Annotated in this window: 17 protein-coding genes and 1 pseudogene; 16 read left to right on the forward strand and 2 right to left on the reverse strand. The window is 60.2% G+C overall.

Going from position 1 to position 19,152, the window contains the following annotated elements; translation table 11 throughout:
* Positions 1 to 175 precede the first annotated feature (175 nt).
* Positions 176 to 1,168 (reverse strand): GlxA family transcriptional regulator, encoded by a 993-nt coding sequence (locus tag AKN84_RS01090; RefSeq protein ID WP_050419069.1) that lies wholly within the window; start codon positions 1,166 to 1,168, stop codon positions 176 to 178.
* Between the two features lie 254 nt (positions 1,169 to 1,422).
* On the opposite strand from AKN84_RS01090, the gene AKN84_RS01095 reads away from it, so the two are divergent.
* The 4 genes from AKN84_RS01095 to AKN84_RS01115 all read left to right on the forward strand — a co-directional run bounded on the left by AKN84_RS01095 (position 1,423) and on the right by AKN84_RS01115 (position 6,564).
* On the forward strand, positions 1,423 to 3,105 hold the full coding sequence (locus tag AKN84_RS01095; RefSeq protein ID WP_244484869.1) for a thiamine pyrophosphate-dependent enzyme: 1,683 nt from the start codon (positions 1,423 to 1,425) through the stop codon (positions 3,103 to 3,105).
* A gap of 99 nt (positions 3,106 to 3,204) precedes the next feature.
* Positions 3,205 to 4,176 carry a helix-turn-helix domain-containing protein gene (locus AKN84_RS01105; protein ID WP_128970302.1) on the forward strand — a complete coding sequence of 324 codons (972 nt, stop codon included), beginning with the start codon at positions 3,205 to 3,207 and terminating at the stop codon, positions 4,174 to 4,176.
* Between the two features lie 49 nt (positions 4,177 to 4,225).
* Entirely contained in the window at positions 4,226 to 5,227 is a 1,002-nt protein-coding gene (gene hpaD, locus AKN84_RS01110) for a 3,4-dihydroxyphenylacetate 2,3-dioxygenase (protein ID WP_050418934.1), read from the forward strand.
* Between the two features lie 161 nt (positions 5,228 to 5,388).
* A complete protein-coding gene (locus tag AKN84_RS01115; RefSeq protein WP_050418935.1) occupies positions 5,389 to 6,564 on the forward strand; it encodes an amino acid aminotransferase in 1,176 nt (391 codons plus the stop codon).
* Between the two features lie 44 nt (positions 6,565 to 6,608).
* On the opposite strand, the gene AKN84_RS01120 is transcribed toward AKN84_RS01115, so the two are convergent.
* The gene (locus AKN84_RS01120) at positions 6,609 to 6,998 is read right to left on the reverse strand and encodes a YybH family protein (RefSeq protein WP_050418936.1); all 390 of its coding nucleotides are present in this window, start codon (positions 6,996 to 6,998) and stop codon (positions 6,609 to 6,611) included.
* A 159-nt stretch (positions 6,999 to 7,157) separates the two neighbouring features.
* On the opposite strand from AKN84_RS01120, the gene AKN84_RS01125 reads away from it, so the two are divergent.
* The 12 genes and pseudogenes from AKN84_RS01125 to AKN84_RS01180 all read left to right on the forward strand — a co-directional run bounded on the left by AKN84_RS01125 (position 7,158) and on the right by AKN84_RS01180 (position 19,038).
* On the forward strand, positions 7,158 to 8,564 hold the full coding sequence (locus AKN84_RS01125) for an aldehyde dehydrogenase family protein (RefSeq protein WP_050418937.1): 1,407 nt from the start codon (positions 7,158 to 7,160) through the stop codon (positions 8,562 to 8,564).
* Between the two features lie 28 nt (positions 8,565 to 8,592).
* Positions 8,593 to 9,765: a M20 aminoacylase family protein gene (locus tag AKN84_RS01130; protein ID WP_050418938.1), complete on the forward strand. Its 1,173-nt coding sequence runs from the start codon at positions 8,593 to 8,595 to the stop codon at positions 9,763 to 9,765.
* Positions 9,766 to 9,959: 194 nt separating this feature from the next.
* Complete coding sequence (locus tag AKN84_RS01135; protein WP_050418939.1) at positions 9,960 to 10,364, forward strand: DUF4345 domain-containing protein; 405 nt, start codon at positions 9,960 to 9,962, stop codon at positions 10,362 to 10,364.
* 432 nt (positions 10,365 to 10,796) lie between these two features.
* Positions 10,797 to 11,759: an ABC transporter substrate-binding protein gene (locus AKN84_RS01140; protein WP_157863227.1), complete on the forward strand. Its 963-nt coding sequence runs from the start codon at positions 10,797 to 10,799 to the stop codon at positions 11,757 to 11,759.
* Between the two features lie 12 nt (positions 11,760 to 11,771).
* A pseudogene (locus AKN84_RS01145) lies at positions 11,772 to 12,700 on the forward strand (ABC transporter permease).
* Entirely contained in the window at positions 12,697 to 13,491 is a 795-nt protein-coding gene (locus AKN84_RS01150; protein ID WP_050418941.1) for an ABC transporter ATP-binding protein, read from the forward strand. Before AKN84_RS01145 ends, AKN84_RS01150 begins: the two are co-directional and overlap by 4 nt.
* 29 nt (positions 13,492 to 13,520) lie before the next feature.
* Positions 13,521 to 14,210 carry a DJ-1/PfpI family protein gene (locus AKN84_RS01155; RefSeq protein WP_244484870.1) on the forward strand — a complete coding sequence of 230 codons (690 nt, stop codon included), beginning with the start codon at positions 13,521 to 13,523 and terminating at the stop codon, positions 14,208 to 14,210.
* Between the two features lie 192 nt (positions 14,211 to 14,402).
* The gene (locus AKN84_RS01160) at positions 14,403 to 15,221 is read left to right on the forward strand and encodes a DJ-1/PfpI family protein (RefSeq protein ID WP_202814652.1); all 819 of its coding nucleotides are present in this window, start codon (positions 14,403 to 14,405) and stop codon (positions 15,219 to 15,221) included.
* 548 nt (positions 15,222 to 15,769) lie between these two features.
* Positions 15,770 to 16,195 (forward strand): cupin domain-containing protein, encoded by a 426-nt coding sequence (locus AKN84_RS01165; protein ID WP_050418943.1) that lies wholly within the window; start codon positions 15,770 to 15,772, stop codon positions 16,193 to 16,195.
* A 9-nt stretch (positions 16,196 to 16,204) separates the two neighbouring features.
* On the forward strand, positions 16,205 to 16,666 hold the full coding sequence (locus AKN84_RS01170; RefSeq protein WP_050418944.1) for a carboxymuconolactone decarboxylase family protein: 462 nt from the start codon (positions 16,205 to 16,207) through the stop codon (positions 16,664 to 16,666).
* 1,146 nt (positions 16,667 to 17,812) lie between these two features.
* Positions 17,813 to 18,106, forward strand: a complete 294-nt coding sequence (locus AKN84_RS48455) for a hypothetical protein (RefSeq protein WP_202814653.1) — start codon at positions 17,813 to 17,815, stop codon at positions 18,104 to 18,106.
* Positions 18,107 to 18,573: 467 nt separating this feature from the next.
* The gene (locus AKN84_RS01180) at positions 18,574 to 19,038 is read left to right on the forward strand and encodes a GNAT family N-acetyltransferase (RefSeq protein WP_050418945.1); all 465 of its coding nucleotides are present in this window, start codon (positions 18,574 to 18,576) and stop codon (positions 19,036 to 19,038) included.
* Positions 19,039 to 19,152: the final 114 nt, after the last annotated feature.

Genomic DNA, 19,152 nt, shown 5'->3' on the forward strand with positions numbered 1-19,152 from the left:
GCCATGGTTTGTTCGGCTGGGTCATGGCGCTCTGCTCACTTCGACGATACGCAGATTCTCTTTCGACAGGTTTGCGACAGGCGGCGTCCATAAGCCCATACCAGATCGATAGGCAGGGGAGTCAATCGGATCCACCGTAAGCGGGTGCTCGGAATGCGTGAGTCACTGGAATTGCTCAGGGCGCTTTTCCGAAATGCTCACGAATCCACCCCGGCGTGACGCCAAGTTGCCGGTGGAATGCCCGCCGCATTCGCTCTTGGGAGCGGAAACCGCATCTTGCTGCCACGGTGGCCGGCGTGGCCATTGTGGTTTCCAGCATTAGCCTTGCGCGGGACACGCGCAGTCGTTCTATCGCAGAGGCCGGCGCGTGCCCGAATGCCTCCGTAAATCGACGCTGAAAGGTTCGCGGCGATTGACCCACGGTCCTTGCGAGTTCGCCGATTGACCATGTCCGGTTTAGGGAAGCCTCGACCAGCTCCATCAGCCGTCCATAATCACCTGGTCCCGATTGCTGCTGCAAGGCCAAAGGCTCGCTGAACTGTGCTTGACCACCCGGCCGTCGCAAGTAGACAACCAGATTGCGGGCCACTCGAGCGGCGATGGTCTGGCCGTAATCTTCCTCAACGAGTGCCAAAGCCATGTCGATCCCGGCTGTTACGCCGGCGGATGTCCAGATTGCACCGTCGCGGACGAAAATAGGATCGTTCAGAACGTCGATGTCAGGGAACCTGCTGGCAAGGTCTGCGCAGTTTCGCCAGTGCGTCGTTGCCTTCTTGCCTGATAGTGCCCCACTCTCCGCGAGCAGGAAGGCGCCCGTGCACACGGTGCAAACGCGGCGGGTCGATCTGGCGGCCTGACGAACTGCGTTCACGAGGTTGGTATCACGCAGTGCGGCCTGCACACCTGGGCCGCCTGGAATGATCAAGGTGTCTGCGTTTTGCAATGCTTCAAGGCCGTGTTCAATCAACAAGGTCGGTCCGACCGAGGCTTCCAGTCGACCGCGGCTTCCGGCCGCGATGATGAGCTCGTAACCGGGAGTAGCACCCTCTCGATTTGCGAGTGCGAAGGCTTGCAATGGTCCAACAAGGTCGAGCGGCTGGTGGTCCGGGTACACCAGGAAGACGACGCGCTTCAACCCTGTTGGCGCAAAAGGTGGTTTCTTTGTCATTCTCGCCATGTCGCTGAATAGTAGACTTCGTATGCCTTCGCAAGATGGGTGCGATGTGGTGGCCGAGCTACGTAGCTGCTTTTGAAATGAGCGTCGGACCTGTCGTGCGGGGACCCCCGAAAGTAGCCGGCTATCCTGCCTGGTCGGACTTGCCGAGGCACCATGATGATCTGCGGGAGAGGATCTCGACCTAGGATCTTGAGCGAAATCGCTGGAATGCTCAGTTCGATCAGACGACGAAATACGGGGGACGAATGGAAATGCTCGATCAAACCGCGACGGCTGAAATCACAGGTGGAATGGCCATCGTCGAAGGTCTGCTCGCCAACGGCGTCGATACCCTGTTCGGGCTACCCGGCGCCCAAATGTATCCATTCTTCGACGCACTGCAGCAGCGAGCGAGCCGCATCCGTACGATCGGCGCTCGACACGAGCAGGCGTGTGGCTACATGGCGTTCGGCTATGCCCGGTCGACGGGACGGCCGGGGGTGTTCTCAGTTGTGCCTGGCCCGGGCGTTCTCAATACGACTGCCGCCCTTTGTACCGCGCTTGGCTGCAACGCACCGGTCCTTTGCATTACGGGCCAAATACCTTCGACTTTCCTGGGTAAGGGCCGCGGTCATCTTCATGAACTACCCGACCAGCTGGCGACCCTTCGTTCGCTGACCAAATGGTCAAGCCGCATCGAGAGGGTCGAAGATGCTCCGGCAGTAGTCAACGAAGCATTTGAGCGAATGCTGTCGGGGCGCCCGGGGCCTGTTGCCATTGAGATGGCATGGGACGTGATGGCGAGCCGGGCTCCCGTGCAACGTTCGGCCGGGGCAGTCCTCCCTGAGCCATCGGCCGTCGATCTTGCGCAAGTGGAGGCGGCGGCTGAACTGCTCGAGAATGCTCGGCGGCCGATGATCATGACGGGGAGTGGAGCGCAGCACGCAAGCGACGTGGTGCGCCGGCTGGCTGAACTGCTGGGAGCGCCGGTTGCGGCATTTCGCGGTGGGCGCGGGATTGTTGCCGAAGATCATCCTCTCGGTATCTCGTCCGCCACCGCTCATCGTCTTTGGCCTGAGATTGACGTGGTAGTCGGCATCGGATCGCGCCTGGAAATGCCCTACATGCGCTGGACCGGCATGATGAAACTGATCGATCAGCCCGAGCCGGCACCGCACTTGATCAGGATCGATATCGATCCCGAGGAGATGCAGCGGCTGCGGCCACACGTCGGTGTTTTAGGTGATGCCAAGGTCGCAACCCTCGCGTTGTTTGAAACATTGTCCAGGCGACAGGGCGGAAAGCCCAGCGCAAGCGAGTTGTCCAGTCGACAAGCCACGATAGCAATGGCAAAGGTCGAGACACGTACAGCCATCGAGGCCATCCAGCCCCAAATGGCGTACCTCGACGTTATTCGCGAGGTCCTCCCGAGAGATGGCATTTTTGTCGGCGAAGTATCGCAAATCGGCTTTACATCCTATTTCGGATATCCCGTTTATGCGCCGCGCACCTACATCTCGGAAGGATATCAGGGAACGCTGGGCTTCGGCTTTCCGACGGCCCTCGGCGTGAAGGTTGCCCATCCGAAGCGGCCGGTTGTTTCGATCACCGGCGATGGCGGCTTCATGTTCGCTGTCCAGGAGCTTGCGACGGCGGCTCAGGAGAGCATCGGCCTGGTGACGATCCTGTTCAATAATGCTGCCTACGGGAACGTCCTCCGCGATCAACGCACCGGATTCGGAAACCGGGTCATCGGCGCAACACTCGAGAATCCAGACTTCATGCAGCTCGCGAAGGCATTTGGCATCGAGGGGCACCGCGTGAACAGCCCGAAGGCGCTGCGTCCGGTCCTCGCCGGCGCGCTCGGCACGAAGAAGCCGGTGCTCATCGAAGTCAGCGTGCCGCAGGGTAGCGAAGCCTCGCCCTGGAGTTTCATTCACCCCAAGTAAATCGAATGACCGGTCGTCAAGTATGGGGTCAAGCGCCCGGACGAGTTGCCCACGTTGTCCTTTCAGGTCGGCTGAGGCGCGGCATCCGCAGGAGGAAAGATGGATTTGGCGACGTTATCCGCCCTTTTTCCTGGCGCCCGTCAGAAGCTGACGCTTCATGAATGGACCGAATGCGTGCGTGCGGTCTGCGGCCGCTTCCATCCGCAAGCCATGTCCGGGAAGACTCATGTAGTTGGAAAGGTTGAACTGCGGCGAGGTGCCGGCATCGAAGTAGCCCACATCGCCAATGACCTGGACTGGGTGGAGCGGGGCCATCAGGAGATCAGAACGGACTATGGCGAGTATCTATTTCTCTTGCTGCAGCTCGAGGGGGTGTGCAGGATCGAACAGTGCGACCAACGAACCACCATCGGCCCAGGGGATTGCGTACTTGTCGACTCGTTGATGCCCTCACGGTTCTGCTTCAACGGCCGATTTTCCAATCATCTCTCAGTGCATCTGCCTCGCCAAATGATGTACGCGACGGCATCGTCCGGGATCGCCATCACGCAACGGCTTGGTGCGGCCGATCCGATGGCGGTCGTGTTGCGGGCATTGCTTGTGAAGCTGATGACGAGTGATGAGCGACCTGTCGGCGCAGAGGGAATCCGCGAGTTGTTCTTCAGCTCGATACACCAGGCCTTTTCAATCGGAGCGGCTGAATCATCGTTCCGTCCCACGCAACGGCAGCTCGCGCGCATCGAAATCGCCCAAATGCTGATCGATCGCCACCTCACAGAGGAACGTCTAACTCCACGATGGCTCGCGGGAAAGGTCGGCGCCTCGCTGCGCACCCTTCAGCAAGACTTTGAACAGCTCGGTGTCTCTATCAATTCGATGATCCGCACCCGGCGTTTGCATTATGCGCGCGAGCGGCTCGCCGAACCGCGGCATAGATCCAGGGGCACGGTAGCCGAAGTCGCCTACGAGAGCGGCTTCAACGACATTTCATATTTCAACCGCTGCTTCAGGAAGGTCTTCGACTGTGCTCCGTCGGATGTAGCGAGCCACCGCGCCGCCGGGAGCCGTTGAGGTCATGCCAAGTGGACATGGGTAGCGTCACACGCGAAAGGCAGAACGAATGTTGCCAGCCTGGAACAAGACACCACCGTTCAACATCACGCGCGCCAGTCATGTCGTGCTTGGCTCGCGCGACCTCGGCGCCGCCCGCGACTTTTACACCCGGGTGATCGGACTGGTCCTCACCGAAGAGACGCCGGACTGCCTCTATTTGCGCGGCCTGGAGGAGGCAACGCACCATAGCCTCGTTATCCGTCTTGCCGGCACTGAAACGCCGGCATGCGAATGCATCGGGTTTCGCGTGAGTGACGACGAAGAGATCGAAAAGGCTCGACATTTTCTCGATCGACAAGACCTGGCGATCGAGCAATGTGAAGTTCCGTATCAGGGCCGGACCATAAGGTTCATCGATCCTGCTGGCGCCAGGATCGAACTCTGCGCTTCAATGGATGTCGTGCCGAGACGCGTGCAGGAGTTCCACCGTTTTAGAGGTGGAAGTCCGCAGCGCCTCGATCATTTTCAGGTCGCAACGCACGACGTGCGGTGCGCGAGCGAGTTCTACTGTGATCTCGGATTTCGGGTAGCCGAGTATACGGCAGCCGAAGCCTCGAATGATCTCTGGGGAACATGGCTGGAGCGAAAGGGCAATACGCATGATCTGGTATTCACCAATGGTCGGGGGCCTCGGCTTCATCACTTCGCCTACACGACCCCCGACGCCCAGACGCTGATCCATGCTTGTGATGTCAGCGGGAGCTTGCAGGCGGGAGACATAATCGACAGAGGGCCCGGCCGGCACGGCATCAGCAACGCGCTGTTCGTCTATTTTCGTGACCCGGATCAGCACCGGATCGAGCTGTTCACGACGCATTATCAATTTATCGATGTCGAGGCGCCGCCGATCCGCTGGGAGATTACCGATCCGCGGCGATCGCAGCTTTGGGGGCTACCGGCCTCACGGCGTTGGTTTTTCGAAGCGAGCCCGTTCGAGGGCTGCCCCGTTCGGGAGCCGCTTCTGGCCGCAGATCCGCCGACCCTTGAGGCGTACCTTGCCAGAGCCTAGCGCCGTATCCGGCAATCGCATTCATACGCTACAGGGGCTCTCGGGTGTTCTGAGCTCGCTGTCCGGGCGATGTCGCGAAAAGAGGGCGGTTTGGCACTTCATCTCGGACAGGGTGGAGTATGACTGCTGCTAACGCACGTCGCCATCAAAACGGAGAGCCAATGTTCGAGAACCTCAAGAATCCGCCTCCCGACAGCCTGCTTGCCCTGATCAAGGCGTTTCAGGAGGACAGGCGTGCTGGCAAGATTGACCTGGGTGTTGGAGTCTACCGCGACGATAGCGGCAGGACGCCAGTGATGCGCGCGGTCAAGGAGGCGGAACGTATTCTGCTCGAGACGCAGGACACCAAAGCCTATCTTGGACCGGAGGGCGACGTAGAGTTCGTGGAAGCGCTCCAGGCGATCATCGTCGGACACTATGCGCCCAACATCAGGGGCCTGCAGACGCCTGGCGGCAGCGGGGCGCTCAGGCTTGGCGCCGAACTGATCGCCGCGGCCCGGCCCAGTTCGCGTGTGTGGATCGGCGCGCCGACCTGGCCCAATCACGGGCCGGTCTTTCAGGCTGGCAGCGCGACAGTGGCCTGGTATCGCTATTTTGACGTCGCGACGCAGACCATCATGTTTAATGAAATGATGGAGGCCCTTTCCACAGCCGGTCGGGGAGATGTCGTGCTGCTGCACGGCAGTTGCCATAACCCGACAGGCGCGGATCTCGATCTTCGGCAATGGACGGAAATCGCCGGGCTAGTTGCCGAGCGCGGCCTTGTCCCCTTTATCGACCAGGCTTATCACGGACTGGGGCGAGGTCTTGACGACGATGTCGCCGGCTTGCGCGTGATACTCGATGCGGCTGACGAGGCGTTGATCGCTTACTCGTGCGACAAGAATTTCGGCCTTTATCGCGATCGGACCGGCGCGCTTTTCGTGAAGGCACCCAATGCGGAGCGTGCCGATATCATTGCCAACACAATGGCCAATCTCGCTCGCCCGAACTGGTCGATGCCCCCCGATCATGGCGCGGCACTGGTTCGCATCATCTTCCAATCCGACGATCTCCTTCATTCCTGGAGCAGCGAACTGGTCGACATGTGCGCGCGTATCCGCGACGTCCGGCAGGCTGTGGCGGGCATCGAGCCGCGGCTTGCGTTTTTGGTGGATCAACGCGGATTGTTTTCGAACCTGGCGTTAAGCGCGTCCCAGGTGGAAAGTTTGCGCAGCCGCCATGGGGTCTACATGGCGCCATCCGGCCGGATCAATCTCGCGGGTATGCGCATTTCGGACGCTGGTAGGCTTGTCGCCGCGTTGAACGATGTGGGCGCGCTCAACCCGACCCTGTGAGGGCAGGTGTTGGCCGATCTCAATGAGGTGCAGGACTGAGGCCGTCACGGTCCATCGAGTGGAATGTAGAGTTCAGCCACGATCTGCCAGCCATCGACATGGCGTCTCCATCGCGCGAGATAGGCTCCGCCGACGGTGCGTTCCTTCCAGCGGCCATGCCATTGCCCGGATTCCGCAGCCGTTGATCCGGCAACCGTCACCGATTGCGGCGTCCTGTGGTATGTCAGGAAGTCGGGATCGGCAAAGCTCTTCTCGAAGGCCCGCTGCATCGCGGACATACCGTCGATAAGCGCTCCGTCGCTTCCGACGATCTTCGCATCCTGCGAAAGGAACGCGGCGGCGCGGTCCGCCTTGCGCGCGGCGATCGCCGTGTTGGACGCATGTCGTAACGCCCGGATGGCGGCTTCATCGTTCGACAAATCCTGCCGGTCCATTTTCACCATCACTCCCTTTTGGTGATCGGCCGTCTTCGGGGCACTGAGCGCCCAGCGGCCAAACTGCGTGTTTGTCCAATCAGAGTTGCGTTTGCATCCAGGACAAGCCCGGTGCCGTGCTTTCCATTGCCATGAGCATTTGCCACGGGGAGCCTTATCATGAAACCGGCCGCGCTAGTCATCAATGGCGAGAACGTTCACACCACCGACTATCAGGCGGTTTTGAATCCCTCCACCGGCCATATCGTTGGCCAGATGCCGGTCGGGTCGACAGCGCAGCTTGATGATGCGGTGGCGGCCGCGGCGAAGGCCTTCAGGACGTGGAAATGCACGTCCAGCGCAGCTCGCGCTGATGCATGCCGGCGGATCGCTGCCATCATCGAAGCTAATGCGGAGGAACTTGCGCATCTGTTGACCCTCGAGCAGGGAAAGCCGCTCAATGGGATGGGTTCGCGCTTCGAGATCGTTGGCGCGATCGCCTGGACCCGCTACACTGCCGAGCTCGAATTGCCGGTCGAAGTGCTGGAAGACAACGCGGACGGAAAGATCGAGTTGCACCGCAGGCCGATCGGAGTGGTCGGATCGATCACTCCCTGGAACTGGCCTGTCATGATCGCTTGCTGGCACATTATCCCTGCCATACGCGCCGGCAACACAGTGATCGTGAAGCCGTCTCCTTATACGCCGTTGTCCACGATCCGGCTCGTTGAGTTGATGAATGAGGTGCTGCCACCGGGCGTCGTCAACGTGATGACGGGAGCCGACGCGCTCGGCGCTGCGATGTCGTGTCATTCAGGGATCGCAAAGGTGACCTTTACGGGATCGACCGCAACGGGCCGAAAGGTGATGGCGGCGGCGGCGCCCACCCTCAAGCGTTTGACATTGGAGCTTGGCGGGAACGATGCGGGTATTGTCTTGCCGGATGCCAATCCCGATGCGATCGCGGAGGGGCTGTTCTGGGGCGCTTTCATCAATTCCGGCCAGACCTGCGCGGCCCTCAAGCGTCTATACGTGCATGAAAGTTTGTTCAATGGTGTCTGCCAGTCGCTCAGCGCCTATGCACGCACGGTAATTGTCGGCGACGGCTTGTCCGAGCAATCGATGCTTGGCCCGGTGCAGAACAAGCCGCAATTAGAAATCGTTGCGTCTTATGTCGACGAGGCGCGTGCGCTCGGCGGCAGGATCTTGTTCGGCGGCCATCCTGCCGATGGTCCGGGATTCTTCTATCCGACGACGCTGGTCGCGGATGTCGGCCACGGCTGCAAGCTGGTCGACAACGAGCAGTTTGGTCCCGCGCTGCCGATCGTTCCGTACCGTCACGTAGCCGACGCTATCGCCAACGCCAACGATAGCAGCATGGGCCTCGGCGGCTCCGTCTGGGGCACGGATCGCAGCCTGGCTCTGGATGTGGCGACAAGCCTGGAATGTGGGTCCGTATGGATCAACAAGCACGGCGCGATCCAACCCAGCGCACCGTTTGGTGGGGTCAAACAGTCCGGTGTCGGCGTCGAATTCGGCATGGAGGGATTGAAGGAGTTCACGACGGTGCAGACCGTCTTCCGGTGAACGTGAGCGGGACGGATGAGGGAATGGCATGCCTATTTCGCGAGTGATTCTCGATATTGCGAACGAAGCGGTCGCCTGGAGGAGAGATTTCCACGCGCACCCCGAGCTGCTTTTTGAGGTGCACCGAACCGCAGCCATCGTGGCCGACAAGCTGCGCTGCTTTGGATGTGACCGGGTCGAGACTGGAGTAGGCCGGACAGGCGTCGTAGCGGAGATCCGGGGAAAGCGCGGAGAAGGACGGGCAATCGGGCTGCGTGCGGATATGGATGCTCTTCCGATCGAAGAGCTCGGTAACCCGCCATACCGATCGACGCGTCCGGGGCTGATGCATGCGTGCGGCCACGACGGGCACACGGCGATCTTGCTGGGTGCCGCCAAATATCTGGCGGCTACCCGGAACTTTGCGGGATCGGTTGTGCTGATCTTTCAGCCTGCCGAAGAGGGAGGAAGCGGAGGCAAGGTCATGTTGGACGATGGCCTGCTGGCGCGCTTTCCGTTCGACGAGGTTTTTGGGCTCCATAACATGCCCGGTATCGCTGTCGGTGCATTCGCCATCAGACGCGGTCCCATCATGGCTGCCGCCGACAATTTCACGATAGAGGTGGAGGGTAGAGGCGGGCACGCGGCAAGGCCCCAGGCATGCATTGATCCCGTGATTGTCGCGAGCCACATCGTTACCGCATTGCAGACGGTGGTATCGCGCAACGTCGATCCGCTTTACCCCGCCGTGTTGTCGGTGAGCTCAATCGTCGGAGGCGACGCGTATAATATCATCGCGGATCGCGCGCGCCTGCTTGGTATTGTGCGGACCCTGGATGCGGACGTCCGCAATGTGATGGAAAGCCGTCTCACCCTATTGGCCGAGCGCGTCGCCAGCGCTTTCGATGCAAAAGCATCTGTCTTCTATCAACGTCACTATCCCGCGACTGTTAATCATCTCGAGCAAACGGAGCTTGCTCGGCGGGCGGCTGAAAGGGCGACGATTGAAGGGCGTGCCGTGGATGGCGACGTCGCTCCCACCATGATTGCCGAGGACTTCGCCTTCATGCTGGAAGCGCGACCCGGAGCGTATATTTTTCTTGGAAACGGCGAGAGCGCGGGTCTCCATGCGGCGACATACGATTTCAACGATGACGCGCTGCCTGCCGGCATCGCTTATTGGGTCGCGCTGGTCGAGACGGCGCTTGCGAGCCGGGACTGACCCGACGCCGGGCCAGTCAGTGTTGCAGGAAAATCCAGGGGCAGTCGGAAGTTTTGGTACAGCGCATCTGATCGATCTTGGTTCTTTAATGTCATCCAGATCTTCGAGAGTCTCTTCAAAAGTGTAAGCTCGGCACAATGGAGCCTCTCCAGGTCCGACGCGCGCGTTCTTCGGGAAATCGAGATGCTGCTCCAATGAAGGCGTTCATTCTGACCCTGCGGATATTGGCGGCTGCATTTATCGCCGTGTCTGCCTTGCATTTTTTCATGGGGCCGGGAGCCGATGCCATTCTCGGTGCTCCCATTACGCAAGCAATGCTTGCTGACCCGTCCATCGATAACCAGAACCGCTTCTACGGGGTTACCTTCTCGCTGCTCGGGGTCGCATTACTGGTCTCCGCGACCGATCTTCGCCGCTACAGGCCGATCATCAACGCGACGCTCGGGGTCCTGCTTATGGCTGGTGTTGCCAGGATCGTATCATGGGGAATCCACGGTGCGCCATCGCCGGCGATCATCGGCATTCTATGTGCCGATATCATCCTGCCGCCGGTGCTCTACGTGTGGCTGAAGCAAACTCTCCGGGATACGAGCCAATAGCCCCTTTGCGGGCAAGCGTTGCCATCCGCCGCCGGCAACGCAGCAGGGCTCTCAGGCCGATTGTTCGGTCGAAGCTGCAGGCGCTGACGGTGGGAAAAAGATGCCCCGCCGTCTGTCACCGGCGGGGCCACGACAAGATCGCCGTCGAAGTAACGAGAGGGGCCCAATGAGAGGCCGGCGACGGGACGTCGCTCGTCACCGCTGTTACTAAAGACCGAAGGCGATGCGGCTGTCTTGGACTCTGGCGCAACCGAAGACGGACGAACGCGCAGGCCGGATGATTGCCGAGAGTCGGATGGAGCAGCGTGGCAGGCCGAATGACAGTGGTGGCGCAAAAAGGGGGTCTTTTGACGCCCGCGCCGTCGCGCTCTGATGTTACCGTGGTTAGGTTGCAGTCAAGCAAGAACGCAAAATAGGACCAGGAGAGACGCGGTGAAGACGATCTATCGGTGGATATGTGTTTTGTCGTTGCTGTTCGTGCCATCGGCTTCCATGGCACAGAATGCCGGCAAGACGATCGCCATCACCCAGATCGTCGAGCACCCGGATCTCGATAACGTCCGGCGCGGCGTCCTCGATGTGCTGAAGGACGCAGGCTATAGCGAACCCGCGGCCCGGATCGTCTACGAAAGCGCGCAAGGCGACGTTGCAACCGCGGTGCAGATCGCAAAGCGCTTTGTTTCGATGTCGCCCGACGTCATCATCGGTATCGCAACGCCGAGTGCACAGGCAATTGTACGTTCAACGACGAAAACGCCGATCGTGTTTGGCGCCATTGGAGATCCGATAGGCGCCGGCATTGTTCCAAAGTTTGATCATCCAGGAGGCAACGTAACAGGGGTAAGTTCTTTCACGCCTGTGGAGCCTCAACTTGACCTCATTCGGGCGATTATCCCGACCGCAAAAAGGATTGGCATCCTGAGCAATCCGGCCGAGGCCAATTCGCGGGCCGCCGTCGATGCGATGACAAAGGCGGGCGCGGCACGAGGCTACCAGATCGTCGACCAGAACGTTATCGCCACATCGGAAATCGGTACCGCCACTGCCGATCTGGTTGGCAAGGTGGATGTTATCTTCATACCGACGGATAACACCATGTCGGCTGGCGCCGAAACCGCGATGAAGATCGCGATTGCCAACAAGGTGCCCGTCTTCAGCGCCGAATCGGCGGCGGCCGGGCGGGGGGCGCTCGCCGCGACTGGCTTTGATTGGTACAAGGTGGGCCGTGCCACGGGAGACATTGCGGTCCGCGTCCTCAAGGGCGAGCGGCCAGGAGAGATCGACGTTCAGCAGGCCAAAACGGTTGCAATCCGGCTGAATGAACGAACGGCCAAGGCGATCGGGGTCACGTTCCCGCCCGACATTGTCGCGCGCGCTGCCGATGTCGTGAACTGAGGCGGCGGCACCATGAGTTCGTTGGCAATCCTCAACGCGCTAGAACTCGGATCCATCTTCGGCATAGTCGCGCTGGCCGTGTATATCAGCTTCCGTGTTCTCGATTTTCCTGCCTGACGGTGGATGGCAGTTTTGCAACCGGCGCCGCCGTTGCCGCCGCACTGATCAGTGGCGGTCATAATCCCTGGCTTGCCTCCCTCACGGCGCTCGCCGTTGGAGCGCTATGCGGTCTGGCGACAGCTGTATTGAACCGCCGCTTCGGCATGTTGCACCTCCTTGCGGGGATTTTGACTACAATTGCGTTGTTCTCGATCGACCTCCGTATCATGGGGAGGCCGAATGTTCCCCTGATCGCGGAGTCGACGGTGCTGACGCCGTTTGAGGCGCTGGGTTTCAGCGATGCGGTCACGCGCGCAGCTGTGGCGGGCATCGCGGCGATCGTCGTCGCCACGTTGCTGGCCATCTTCCTGCTTTCCGAACGCGGATTGGCCATGCGTGCGACGGGGGCAAATCCTCGCATGGCACGCGCGAATGGCGTGGATGTTGATCGCAATATTTATATTGGGCTCGCCATGTCGAACGGGCTTGTGGGCCTTGCCGGTGCCTTGTTTGCCCAGTTTGCCGGATTCGCGGACGTCGGTGTCGGAACAGGAACGATCATTTTCGGCCTGGCTGCGGTGATCCTTGGCGAGACGCTGTTTCCGACCCGGCGAATTCCGGTCGTATTGATCGCGTGTGTCTTTGGCTCGATCCTTTATCGCTTGGTCGTCGGGTTGGCGCTCAATCTGCAGATACTCGGGTTACGATCATCTGATCTTCGTCTGGTGACTGCACTGCTGGTCGCCGTCGCGTTCGTCGTGTCGCAAAAGCGCGGAGCGCTGCGTCGAAAAGCGGGCCCGGCTGTTCTTCGGGTATCCAGCAAGGAGGGGGCACCATCATGATTTCGGTTCGCGACGTCGCCGTCACGTTCATGCGCGGTACGCCCAATGAGATGCAGGCGCTACGCGGGGTGACACTTAGCTTGGCCCAGGAAGAGTTCGTGACGGTCATCGGCTCGAACGGCGCAGGAAAGTCGACCTTGCTTAACGCGATTGCCGGTGATGTCTCCGTCACCGCGGGGACGATATCCATCGATGACAAGGATACGACGCTGCAGGGGGCGCATGGCCGGGCGCCCCATGTCGCCCGCGTATTCCAGGATCCGATGGCAGGCACGTGCGGGTCTCTGTCAATCGAGGAAAATCTTGCCCTCGCGGCGCGCAGGGGGCAGCGACGAACCATGCGCAGTGCGCTTCGAACTTCGGAAAAAGCGACCTTTCGCGAGCGTCTCGCCAAACTGGGGTTGGGACTGGAACGCCGGCTGGAGGATCGCGTCGGATTGTTGTCGGGCGGGCAACGCCAGGCTGTCAGTCTCTTGATGGCGACGCTAGCCCCTTCGCGAATACTTCTGCTTGATGAGCATTCCGCAGCGCTCGATCCGCAGGCGAGCGCCACGGTGTTGTCCTTGACCGATCAATTCGTCCGCGAACTGAAGCTGACGACCTTGATGATAACGCACAGCATGCGTGATGCGCTGGCCTACGGCAATCGGATCGTCATGCTTCATCAAGGACGCATTATCTTTGAAGCATCAGGGGCCGAGAAAGCAAAACTGCAGGTTCCTGATTTGCTCGAGCGCTTTGCCAAGCTTGGGAGCACTGCTGCCGATAACGATCGGCTGCTTCTGAATTGATGATGGTAGGACGAAAGGGGTAATTTGCTGTGAGCAGTTTTGTCGTTGCGATGCTCGTCTTTGATGGCTTGACGCATCTCGATCTCGCCGGCCCCATGGATGCGTTGGCAAGGATGCCTGACGCGAAGGTCGAACTGGTCTCTCAGAATGGCGAGACCGTCAAAAGCGATCTTGGCTTCGCAGTTCCGGCGACCCACAGCTTTGCCAGTGCGACGGCGCCTGACCTGATATTTGTCGGCGGCGGTAGCGGGGTGAACGCCTTGATGGAGCACGCCGAGACATTGGCGTATCTCGCTGGCACTGCCGATCGGGCAGCCTGGGTGACATCCGTCTGTACGGGAGCGTTGGTTCTCGGCGCTGCTGGCCTGCTCCGCGGATATAGGGCGACGACGCACTGGACCGCGATGGAGGCGCTGGTGCCGTTTGGGGCCAGGCCGGTCGATCAACGTGTGGTCATCGACAGGAACCGGATTACCGGCGGCGGCGTAACGGCGGGCATCGAGTTCGGTCTTGAGATCGTGCGGTTGCTTCATGGGTCGGACGCCGCCCAGGCAGCGCAGCTAGGAATGGAGTACAATCCCGCGCCGCCCTTCAAATCGGGCTCGCCGAGGGATGCGCAGCCCGAAATCGTGTCGCGAATCCGCAAACGAACCGCGGCGATCACAGCCGAGCGCATCGAGATCGCGAAGCGGGTCGCCTCGTCACATGGGTGGAGCTAGGCGTCCGGGCAAGAACAGGGCGGCGCGAACCGTTACCGCAAGGTCTGTCGGTTCGTGGCAGATCCGGGAGACGCACCCACTCGCAGCGATCGGAGGCATCCTTTTTGGTGCAGTCAAAAAGGAGAGTTGTGGTTCTTTGGCAGCGGCACGTCATGTGATTGCTATGGACCAGGAAAAACGGGAGCTATCCTCATGAGACTATTCACCCTTGTTACAATTGTTGCATTGGCGACGGCGCCGGCGATGCTTGCAACCGCGTCCTACGCACAGGGCCAACTCCCGGAGGCACCGAGCAAAGCTGGTGTAGACGGCAAGGCGGCCCAGTCTCCTGTCGATGAGCCGGCCTCTTCAATGCGGATGCGAGCCGAACCGGCAAAGCCGAAAACCAAGAAGCTAGGCATCATCATCTTTCCGGGGTTTGAGACACTCGATGTCTTCGGTCCCGTTCAGATGTGGGGACGGCTTCCCGACTATGAAGTCGTGATGGTGTCGGAACATGGTGGTTCCGTAAGGTCAGCTCAAGGTATCGAGACGGTAGCTGCCTATTCGTTCGCTAATGCTCCGCAGTTTGAGATCATCATGATCCCAGGCGGGATCGGCACACGCAGGGAGGTCGATAACCCCGCGATGTTGCAGTTTCTGCAACAGCAGGATCGAGGCACCGAATGGACGACGTCGGTCTGCACCGGCTCCGCGGTGCTTGCCAAGGCCGGAATTCTCAACGGCCGCAACGCCACCTCCAACAAGATGGGGTGGAAATTTGCGACCAGTCAGTCCTCGGACGTCCATTGGCAAGGGCATGCTCGCTGGGTTGTCGACGGAAAATATGTCACCTCATCCGGAGTTTCGGCTGGTACGGACATGGCGCTGGGCTTGGTTGAGAAGCTTTATGGCCGATCTGCCGCGGAGCGCGCCGCCCGGGGAGCGGAGTATTCCTGGAACGACGATTCGACGAAGGACCCATTTGCGATCGAACTGCGTCACGTTGCACGGGAACCTGCCGAGCGATAGTGACTCTTAGTGGCAGCGGCGGGCGAAGCGTTAACCGGCGGCGGGCGTTTCCGTTCGCGGCCGGTTAGCGTTGGCCTTGCAAACTGACTGCATCGATCCACGGTCTTCTTAGAAGACGACTAGCCTCCCAAGGGCTCGCTGCGGATATAGCAGCTACGGCATGGGCTCCATCTGCGGAGCGCGCTGCCGTTCTGCGCGCCCTCCTGACCTCACCCACCGTCGAGACGCATTGTGGCGCTCACAATTCCGGCCGGTCGACAGATCGGCCACACAATTGTTGTCGGGATTGGTGTCATGTTCGGCCGCGCGGCATCGTTGCGTACGATCGTCGCGACTATCCTGGTTACGAGATCTATCACTCGAGGGCGCGCTCCGGCGTAGCGGAGCGTTCCCGGTCGGTGCGCTTTGGTCGACGACGGGTGATGGCCATTGCCGGGCCTTCGTCGTCCACATCGCGCACAACGATTTATGGTCCAGGGCAGATAATCGTTTCTGGTTCTGTTCAGGCGCCCCGTTCGCCTTCAGAGTTCGAGAAAGAGGAAAACATCATGAAACAGCTCATTCTGATCACCGCAGTATTGGTGGCGCTAGCCGGATGGGCTACGGCGCATGAACCGAGTGCCATGAATCAAGGCTCGAGCGAAATTGTGACGCCGCGCTTTTCGCATGCGATACCTAACATTCCCGGTAAATCGCTCATCGCCGTCGAAGTGTCCTATCCCCCGGGGGGGAAGTCGCCGGCGCATCGACACGCCAACTCCGCGTTCATCTACGGCTATGTTGTATCGGGCAGCATTCGCAGTCAGGTCGAAGGCGAGGCGCCGCATGTCTACAAAGCGGGGGAAAGCTTCTTTGAGGCGCCGGGCTCGCATCACCTGGTCGGCGGGAATGCCAGCGATACGGAGGCTGCGAAATTGCTGGCCGTCTTCGTTGTCGATACCAACGATAAAGATCTCACAACGCCGGACAAATAAGGAGAGTTCATGCACGCACGTATCGATTATCAAAAGGTCGCACCCGATGGCGTCAAGGTGTTGGGTGGAGTCCATAGCTACATCGTGCAATCAGGTCTCGACGGGGCATTGATTGAGCTGGTCTACCTTCGTGTCTCGCAGATCAACGGCTGCGCGTACTGTCTCGATCTTCACACGCGCGATCTAGTGAAGAAGGGTGTCAGGCTGGAGAAGCTCGCGCTGGTGCAGGTCTGGCGCGAAGCCGGAGGGGTCTTCGATGCACGAGAGTGTGCAGCGCTGGGTTGGGCAGAGACAGTCACCCGTGTTGCGGACACGGCAATTCCCGACGAGGAATTCAAGGCCGTCGCGAGGGTGTTGAATGAGAAAGAGATCGTGGACCTCACCATCGCCATCGGTCTCATGAACACCTTCAACCGTATTGCGATTGCATTCCGGCGGCCGCCGGTTGCGTCGCTTTCGGGCGCGTCATGACGTCTCGGTTCTGAGCCGTCTCCGTTTCGCTCAAGGTCAAGACGGTCGTGTTGAGGATAAACACGGGAAGCAGCGCGCGGAACGTAACCCAAATGCCGCGTGCGTATTCGTTCGACAATGTGAGGCGTTCGGCTTCGGGGATTGGCCCCGGAGTTGGGCATGAGGCGGATCTCCATGCTGGTCGTTTGGGAAGGGCAGCGGGAAAGGCCGGATCCCTAAGGCGCCCAGGGACCCTGCTGAAGCGCAAGCGCGCGAGCGTCACTGCCGCAGTCGGGATGTCATCTGTTACGACGGCATACCATCCTGGCATGACGTGGACTGGTACAGGACGATTGCGGCTTTTTGGTCCTGCATTCGTTTGGTCGGACCGCCTTTACTTGTGTCCGACCCGCAAGGAGGGTGAGGAAGCATGACGAATACCCTTGTTCACCCACACCGCCTGAGTGGTGTGGATACCCGGCGAATCGATCCAATCGCGTTCTGCCCCGTTCTCGCTGCACTCACGCATCCCTTCCTTCTGATGCTTTTTCATGTCTTCGTCGGACCGCCGGGCACGGAGCCGTCGACGCTCGCGTGCGCAGGAGCGTCAATCAGCCTTCTGCTGTGTCTTGCGTTACCGTTCCTTGGAATTGCCATCGCATGTCGGGTGGATCTTCCAGCAAGCTTACGCCGCCTCGCATACGCAAGCGTGGTTGCGCCAACGCTTTTCGTGTTCCTGGGCGTTGTCCAGGGGTTACTTCAGAGTCCAATTCCAGATCCCTGGATTTGGTGCGCTCTTTGGTTGGCGGCGGCCGCTATCGCTTTCCTCTCGGTCCGGGGACGGGATCACCATCGCAGCAGAACCGGCATAGGCAGGTGGCGCGTTGTTCACGGCGTCAGCGCAGCGGTGATTTGCCTTTTCGTTCTCTTTCACATCGTCAATCACCTGACGGGCCTACTTGGCCCGCAGACGCATGCTACCATAATGAACATCGGCCGCTCCGTATATCGGCTGCCGGTCGTCGAGCCAGTGCTCGTTGGGCTCTTTCTATTCCAGGTCGCCAGTGGCTCCGCCTTGCCTGGCGTTGGTCCGCCGCGCCGCAGCCCTTCTATCGTACCTTTCAGGTTGCATCCGGCATTTACCTGGCCGTTTTTTGCCTCGGCCACATGAATTCGGTCTTCATCTATGCCCGGACGGTCTTGCAAATCCCGACCGACTGGACTTTCGCGGTCGGCGGCCCTGCGGGTCTTATCCACGACCCGTGGAACATCCGTCTGGCTCCTCATTATGCACTTGGCGTCTTCTTTGTCCTCAGCCATCTCCTCTCGGGTCTTCGCGTTGTCCTCCTGGCGCACGGAGTTGAACAACGGAGCCTGGATCGCCTTTGGGGCGCTGGGATCGCGGCCAGTGCAGTGGTCGCGGCCGCTATCATTGCCGGAATGGGCGGCGTCCGGCTTTGAGCCTTCACGGACGCGTTCGCTATTATCCACACGGTTGATCCTGATCGGCTGTTGGGCGTGATTAGCCGTGTACGCGTGATGAACCGAACGTGGCGCGTTGAGATCGGTGGGGAGCGATTACGTTCGATAGCATCACTTGAGTGCCTGCGAGGCTACTACGCCAGCGCCCCACTGACGACCTCGATACGACGGTGGGGAAGCGTCGTGGTCATTCTCGCATCTGAACTGTCTTGAGCGGTCTCTCCGTGAGGCGGATCGTCCGCCGCGCCACAGATGCGAACTCGCTTCCGAGGCCCGCAATGCCTCAAGCATGCAGCTGGAAAGACGGCGCGCGTGAAAGTGATCGAAGTAAGGTGTCAGCGGGGACTGACGCCGTTTTGGTCCAGCAACATTGACAAATCCTGCCTCTCATATGGAACAGGGGCGGGCGCTAAGAATGAGCAACCGGAAACACCGCGAGGCAATTCATGGCGCCGTTGGCCCCGATCGACTCTGGAGTAATCCTGAAGGGAGCAATCAGCAGGGATGAATTGACCGCCTGCTTTCCCGTGATTTGCGAATTGCGCCCTTATCTCAAGGGATCTGCCGAGTGGGTGGACCGGGCGTCGAGTATGGCAGCCGCCGGCTACCGGGTCTTGGCCGCCTGGCGAGGGCAGCGAGTATTGGCCATCGCCGGCTATCGCGTGACGGAAAACCTGATCCATGGTCGCTTCCTCTATGTCGACGATCTGGTCACGACCAGCGCTGAGAGGAGCCACGGGCTGGGCGCGGCTCTGCTCGGGGAATTGACGAAGATTGGAAAGGCTGAAGGCTGTCGTCGCCTGGTTCTTGATACTGCGGCGACTAATATTCAGGCGCAGCGGTTTTATAAGCGCGAGGGCTTGATGGACACAATCGTCGGATTCGTGAAGGCATTGGGCGATTTTCCTTAGACGTTGTCCTCACAGGTACGAGACTGTTAGCGCGCGCGGCGGCGATGGGATCATGCGCCGCTGAACGGGCCGACTGTGAGAGCGTGTGCGAGTACCTCGCTGGCCCTGGAGGAG

The sequence above is a fragment of the Bradyrhizobium tropiciagri genome (assembly GCF_001189845.1).
Classification (GTDB): Bacteria; Pseudomonadota; Alphaproteobacteria; order Rhizobiales; family Xanthobacteraceae; genus Bradyrhizobium; species Bradyrhizobium tropiciagri.